Source organism: Planococcus sp. RAB007_Raresut, from assembly GCF_057369535.1.
Genome location: NZ_JBXYIF010000205.1, coordinates 1 through 250 on the forward strand (window position 1 = coordinate 1; position 250 = coordinate 250).

Here is a 250-nt window from a genome sequence, read left to right on the forward strand (position 1 = left end):
TGACGTTCATTTTGAGTCAGTCAGAACCCCCAAATGCGGAGAAGATTTCTATGAACAGCCAGACTGATCAACTCTACTTCTGTCTGGAACTGTATTTCACCACCCACAGCACTGTAATCCTTTAACCTTTTGACAGCCACCAAAGTCCCATCATGCAACTGGCCTTTGTATACAATACCAAATCCTCCCTTCCCCAGTATATTCTTTGGGTTGAAATGGCTCGTTGCAGCTCGGAGTTCCTTAAATGTAT

The 250-nt window shown here is 44.0% G+C and carries 1 protein-coding gene; it reads right to left on the reverse strand.

Annotated elements, in window-relative coordinates:
* Nucleotides 1-20 precede the first annotated feature (20 nt).
* Nucleotides 21-250: protein kinase (locus AC2Q9J_RS18285; protein WP_499042144.1), on the reverse strand; the 230-nt coding region annotated here is incomplete at its 5' end.